4 protein-coding genes are annotated in these 5,409 nt (G+C 72.8%); 1 reads left to right on the top strand and 3 read right to left on the bottom strand.

The features are described from left to right. Nucleotides 1-477: 477 nt before the first annotated feature. Nucleotides 478-2,217 carry a hypothetical protein gene (locus ACFWGJ_RS41370; RefSeq protein ID WP_387334117.1) on the bottom strand — a complete coding sequence of 580 codons (1,740 nt, stop codon included), beginning with the start codon at nucleotides 2,215-2,217 and terminating at the stop codon, nucleotides 478-480. A 143-nt stretch (nucleotides 2,218-2,360) separates the two neighbouring features. Here ACFWGJ_RS41370 and ACFWGJ_RS41365 point away from each other — a divergent pair, with 143 nt between their 5' ends. After that, nucleotides 2,361-4,379, top strand: a complete 2,019-nt coding sequence (locus ACFWGJ_RS41365; protein WP_387334116.1) for an AMP-dependent synthetase/ligase — start codon at nucleotides 2,361-2,363, stop codon at nucleotides 4,377-4,379. A 35-nt stretch (nucleotides 4,380-4,414) separates the two neighbouring features. Here the strand turns inward: ACFWGJ_RS41365 and ACFWGJ_RS41360 are convergent, their stop codons facing one another. Both ACFWGJ_RS41360 and ACFWGJ_RS41355 read right to left on the bottom strand, forming a co-directional pair. Continuing rightward, complete coding sequence (locus tag ACFWGJ_RS41360) at nucleotides 4,415-4,828, bottom strand: rodlin (RefSeq protein WP_387334115.1); 414 nt, start codon at nucleotides 4,826-4,828, stop codon at nucleotides 4,415-4,417. A gap of 195 nt (nucleotides 4,829-5,023) precedes the next feature. Then, nucleotides 5,024-5,409, bottom strand: a 386-nt coding sequence (locus ACFWGJ_RS41355; protein WP_387334114.1) for a rodlin, incomplete at its 5' end; no start/stop codon positions are given.

Genomic DNA, 5,409 nt, shown 5'->3' with positions numbered 1-5,409 from the left:
CCGCGCAGTTCCCCGCGCCCCTAAGGGGCCGGGGCCTGAGGCCGCGGGCCGGGTGCGCCCCGGTGGGGGTTGCCCGCGCCGTTCCCCGCGCCCCTAAAAAAGCCAGGCCGCCCCCCGGCCCCTTCGGAGGCGCGGGACCGGGCACGGCCAACCCTCACGCACCCGCCCCTTAAGGGGCGCGGGGAACTGCGCGGGCAACCCCCACGCACCCGCACGACCCAACGACCGTCCCCACCCGCCCCTTCAGGGGCGCGGGGAACGGCGCGGGCAACCCCCACGGACCCGCACGTCCCAACGATCGTCCCCACCCGCCCCTTCAGGGGCGCGGGGAACGGCGCGGGCAACCCCCACGCACCCGCAGCCACATCGCCGACCGCAGGTCACCCCCACCTGAAGGGGCGCGGGGAACTGCGCGGCCAGCCCCCGCCCGCCCGCACGCGCAAACAACGCCCCCCCCCGCCCCCCCCGAGCGGAAGCTCACCCGCACAACGTCCGTTCCGCGAGAACCGGATCGTTCGGGAAGCGGAACGACGTCCGCCCCCACGCCCCCGAGACATTCCGCACGAACCGCCCCACCGTCAACCGCCCCCGCACAGCCCCCTCCAGCTCACCCAGAGCCCCGCACCGCAAAGCCCGCCGCGCAGCGCCCACCTCGGCGGCCGAGACCCCGGGGGGTGGCGCCCCCACCCCCCGGTCGGCCACCAGCCAGGCTGCCGGAAGGTGCTTGTCGTGGCCCACCCGCCCCGCCACGGCCCGCTCGGAATGCGCCGCCAGCGGATACGCGAGCCCGATCGGATCCAGCGCGGCCCCGTCGAGCGGAACGACCGACCCGTTGAACCCGAGCACCACATAACTCGCCGTCACCCCGCCGGAGGAGCCCCGAACCCACCCGTCCTTGCCCAGCACCACCACCGGCGTCCCCGAGCGCCCGGCCGCCGCCACCGCGCGCGCGTACCGCAAGTGATGCGGCGCCCCCGCGAACGTGTGCCGCACGGGATGCGGATCGGCGTTGTGCCGCACGTACACCCCGCGCTCGTCCGCGATCCCCGCCGGCCCGATCTGCCCGCCGTACGGCATCCGCAGCCACCCCGCGCAGACCACCGCCCACAGGCCGACGCCGACGGCGGCCAGCGTGCCCACGCGCGTCGCCGGGACGGCGAGGACGGGCAGCAGCATCAGCAGCAGCCCGGGCAGCAGCATGCGCCCGTGCATGAAGTCACCGCCGACCTTCACCACGTACAGCCAGCACAGCAGTCCGGCGACGACGGGCGCGAGCGCGGGGACGAGCCGCACCACCCCCGGCCCGCGCAAGCCTTCACCCCTCCCCAGCACCGCCACTGCCACGAACAGCGCCGGCACCCACAGCAGGTACGGATGCGTGAAGTCCCCGAGGTAGACCAGCCCCCGCCCCCACAGGCTCTGCGAGGCCTCCTTGGTCACGGCGGGCAGGGGCACCAGATGCCCGTAGTACCCGGCCCGGAACACCTCGTACGCGACCGGCAGCGCCCCCGCCGCCCCTGCTCCCGCGAACAGCCCGCGCCAGGACGGCCGTACGACCAGCCACTGAGCCGCCAGGAACACCACGGTCACCAGCCCCAGATCGGGCCGCACCAGGGGCCCGAGACCGATGACGAGCGACGTCACGAGGGAGGCGGGCCTCGTCGTCAGCGCCAGCCACGCCCCCGCGATCCAGCACGTGGCGAGCCCCGTCTCAAGACCCGAGGTCGCGAAGTCCCACACGGGCGGCAGCCCGAGCAGCACCAGGGACCCGAGCGGCACGGCCGCCCGGCCGCCGTACGTCCGCAGCGCGCCGATCCCCGCCAGCGCGAACCCGGTCGCGGTCAGCAGCAGCCCCCCGTACACCGCCGCGACCGCCGGATCGACCCCCGCCGCCCCGGCCGCGACGAGCAGCCACTGCCACAGGGTGCCGGTCGACGACTCGACCCGCTCACCCGCGTTGAACACGGGCCCGTTCCCCGCGAGCACCTGCCGCACGGTCCGTACGTAGATGTAGGCGTCGTCGGACATCCACCGCCGCCGGAACCCCGCGTACGCGATCAGGAGCGCGGGCACGGCCCACACCGCCACCCGCAGCCGGTTCGCCCACGCGGCCGCGGGGCCGGACCCGGGCGGCGGCGACAGGACGGACGACGAGGGCGGACGGCTTCTGCCGGGGAAGAGGTGCGAGGGGCGGGCGGGGGAGTGCGTCGACGTCATGATCCGTTCATCGGCCCACGTCCGGCCGAGCTTGACGGGCCTGTTGAAAATCCCCTACGCATGAGTAAGTTTACTCCGCAGTAAGTAAGCGTGACCGCAACGGGCAAGCGCCACCGCACCGAGAGCCGCCACCGGGAGCCGCCATGGGCGTACGCAGGGAACTGAAGCAGGCGAAGAAGCGCACCGATCCGAGAGGCCGTGTCCAGGTCGAGCTCACAAGGGACGGGAGCGGTACGGTCCGTGAGGCGCGCATGCCCGCCCTCGCACCGGGCACCACCACCGGCAGCATCGCCGACCTGCCCTTCACCAACGCGGCCGAGGCCCCCGACGCCGTGGTCCTGCGCCGACGCGAACGCGGCACCTGGCAGCCGGTGACCGCCGCCGCCTTCGCCCGTGAAGTCACCGCCCTGGCCAAGGGCTTGATCGCGGCGGGCCTGGAGCCGGGCGGCCGCGTCGCGGTGATGTCCCGTACCCGCTACGAGTGGACGCTGCTCGACTTCGCGATCTGGGCCGCGGGCGGCCTGTCCGTCCCCCTGTATCCCACCTCCTCGCCCCAGCAGATCGAGTGGATCGTCCGCGACTCCGCCACCCGTCTCGTCGTCGTCGAAACCGCGGAGAACGCGGCGGCCGTCACGACCGGCACGGCCGACCACCCGGCGCCCCCGCGCATCTGGCAGCTCGACGCCGAAGCCGGCACCGGGGGAACCGTTCGCGGCGGCGCCGTCGCCGAACTGACCGCCCTGGGCCGCGACCTGTCCGACGACGAGGTCACCGGGCGTCGTACCGCCCTCGCCCCCGACACCGTCGCGACGATCTGCTACACCTCCGGCACCACCGGCCGGCCCAAGGGCTGCGTCCTCACCCACGCCAACCTGTACGCCGAGGCCGCCAACACCGTCGAACTCCTCCACCCCGTCTTCAAGGAAGTCACCGGCCAGCAGGCCTCGACCCTCCTCTTCCTGCCGCTCGCCCACATCCTGGGCCGCACCCTGCAGATCTCCTGTCTGATGGCCAGGATCGAGCTGGGCCACTTCCCGAGCATCAAGCCCGACGAACTGCGCCCGGCGCTCCGCGCGTTCCGGCCCACCTTCCTGGTCGGCGTGCCCTACCTCTTCGAGAAGATCCACGGCACCGGCCGCGCCACCGCCGAACGCATCGGCCGCGGCGCCTCCTTCGACCGCGCCCACCGCATCGCCGTCCGCTTCGGCGAACTGCACCTGGACAAGTTCCTCGGCCGCGGCAAGGGTCCTGGCCTCGGTCTCTACGCCGCCTGGGCCCTGTACGACCTGCTGGTCTACCGCCGTGTCCGCAAGGAGATCGGCGGCCGGACGCGCTACGCCATCAGCGGCGGCTCCCCGCTCGACCGCGAGCTGAGCCTCTTCTTCTACGCCGCCGGGATCCTCGTCTACGAGGGCTACGGCCTGACGGAGACCACCGCCGCCGCGACGATCGTGCCGCCCCTGCGGCCCCGCCCCGGCACGGTCGGACTGCCCGTACCGGGCACGGCCGTCCGGATCGCCGACGACGGCGAGGTCCTCATCAAGGGCGGCATCGTCTTCGGCGCCTACTGGAACGACCCGGCCGCCACCGACGCCGTCCTGACCGACGAGTGGTTCGCCACCGGCGACCTCGGCTCGCTCGACGAGGACGGCTACCTCACCATCACCGGCCGCAAGAAGGACATCCTCGTCACCTCGGGCGGCAAGAACGTCTCCCCGGCCGTCCTGGAGGACCGGCTGCGCAGCCGGCCCCCCGTCGGCCAGTGCGTGGTCGTCGGCGACAACCGCTCCTACGTCGCCGCCCTGATCACCCTGGACCGCGAGGACCTCACCCACTGGCTGTACGTCCGCGGGATGCCCGCCGACACCCCGCTGTCCGAGCTGGTCGACGACCCCCGACTGCGCGCCGACGTCCAGAAGGTGGTGGACCACGCGAACCAGGCCGTCTCCCGGGCCGAGTCGATCCGCGACTTCGCCCTGGTGGAGGGCGAGTTCACCGAGGACAACGGCCTGCTGACCCCGTCCCTGAAGATCAAGCGCCACGCGGTGACGGAGGCGTACGCACGGCACATCGACGCGCTCTACGACAACCCGTCACCCGTACGGGAGCAGCGGGCGCCGGCAGGGGACGCACGGGAACAGCGGGCCACCCCCGAGGGGTGACCCGCTGTTCGCGGAGCGGGGTGGAGCTGGGAAGGTCAGCTTCCGGCAGCGCCGTTGCCCGAGAGCACCGGGATGTTGTCCAGGATGTGCGACAGGGGCTCGTCGCCCTTCGCCTGGGTGGAGTTCTCGGTGCACTGCTGGTTCTGCGGGGCCGACAGGATCGGCACGTCCTGCAGGACGGTGACCGGCACCAGACCGCCCACGAGCGAGGCCAGGTTGGCCTTGACCGGCAGTCCGACACACGGCTTGTTCAGCGTGCCCTGCACGAGCGAGAGCTGGGGGCTCATCTTGCCGTGCGTGGCCTGGTTGCCGTACTTCTGGACGGAACCGTTGCCGTTGGCGGTGGTGACGCCGTCGTCGTTGCCGATGGCCAGCGCCTGGGGCGCGGCGGCGGCCGACAGACCGGCGACAGAGGCGGCAATGGCCGCGGTCGCCATCAGCTTCTTCATTTTCGTTCCCTTTCGGAGAGTGGCCCCCGTAACGGAGCCGCATATTCATCAACAGTGCGGTGGACGGTGCGGTTGCGGGGTTTGCCCCGATTGGCCCACAGGCTTTCCTCGGGACCGGAGCTACGCGCCGCCGTTGACGTGGCAGGGGGAGCGGGCCGCCGGGAAGGCCGGCGGCCCACTGGGTGATACGGCAGATCAGCTGCCGGAGGCGCCGTTGCCCGAGAGCACCGGGATGTTGCTGAGGATGTGCGACAGGGGCTCGTCGCCCTTCGCCTGCGTGGAGTTCTCGGTGCACTGCTGGTTCTGCGGGGCCGACAGGATCGGCACGTCCTGGGCGACCGTGACGGGCACCAGGCCGACGAGCGAGGCCAGGTTGGCCTTGGCGGGCAGGCCGATGCAGGGCTTGTTGAGCGAGCCCTGGATGAGCGCCATCTGCGGGCTCATGTCGCCGTACGTCGCCTGGTTGCCGTAGATCTGCGCGGCGTGGTTGCCGTTGGCGGTGGTGACGCCGTTGTCGTTGCCGATCGCCATCGCCGAGGGGGCGGCGGCAGCCGAAACACCGGCGACGGAAGCGGCGACCG

Source organism: Streptomyces sp. NPDC060205 (assembly GCF_042728395.1).
Taxonomy (GTDB): domain Bacteria; phylum Actinomycetota; class Actinomycetes; order Streptomycetales; family Streptomycetaceae; genus Streptomyces.
Note: the sequence above shows the minus strand (reverse complement) of the source record. Positions and strands in the feature narration are given on the sequence as shown.

What these genes read in the sequence shown, in the direction of transcription:
- ACFWGJ_RS41370 (WP_387334117.1), bottom strand. Translation starts at nt 2,217, where the DNA reads ATGACGTCGACGCACTCCCCCGCCCGCCCCTCGCACCTCTTCCCCGGC.
- ACFWGJ_RS41365 (WP_387334116.1), top strand. Translation starts at nt 2,361, where the DNA reads ATGGGCGTACGCAGGGAACTGAAGCAGGCGAAGAAGCGCACCGATCCG.
- ACFWGJ_RS41360 (WP_387334115.1), bottom strand. Translation starts at nt 4,828, where the DNA reads ATGAAGAAGCTGATGGCGACCGCGGCCATTGCCGCCTCTGTCGCCGGT.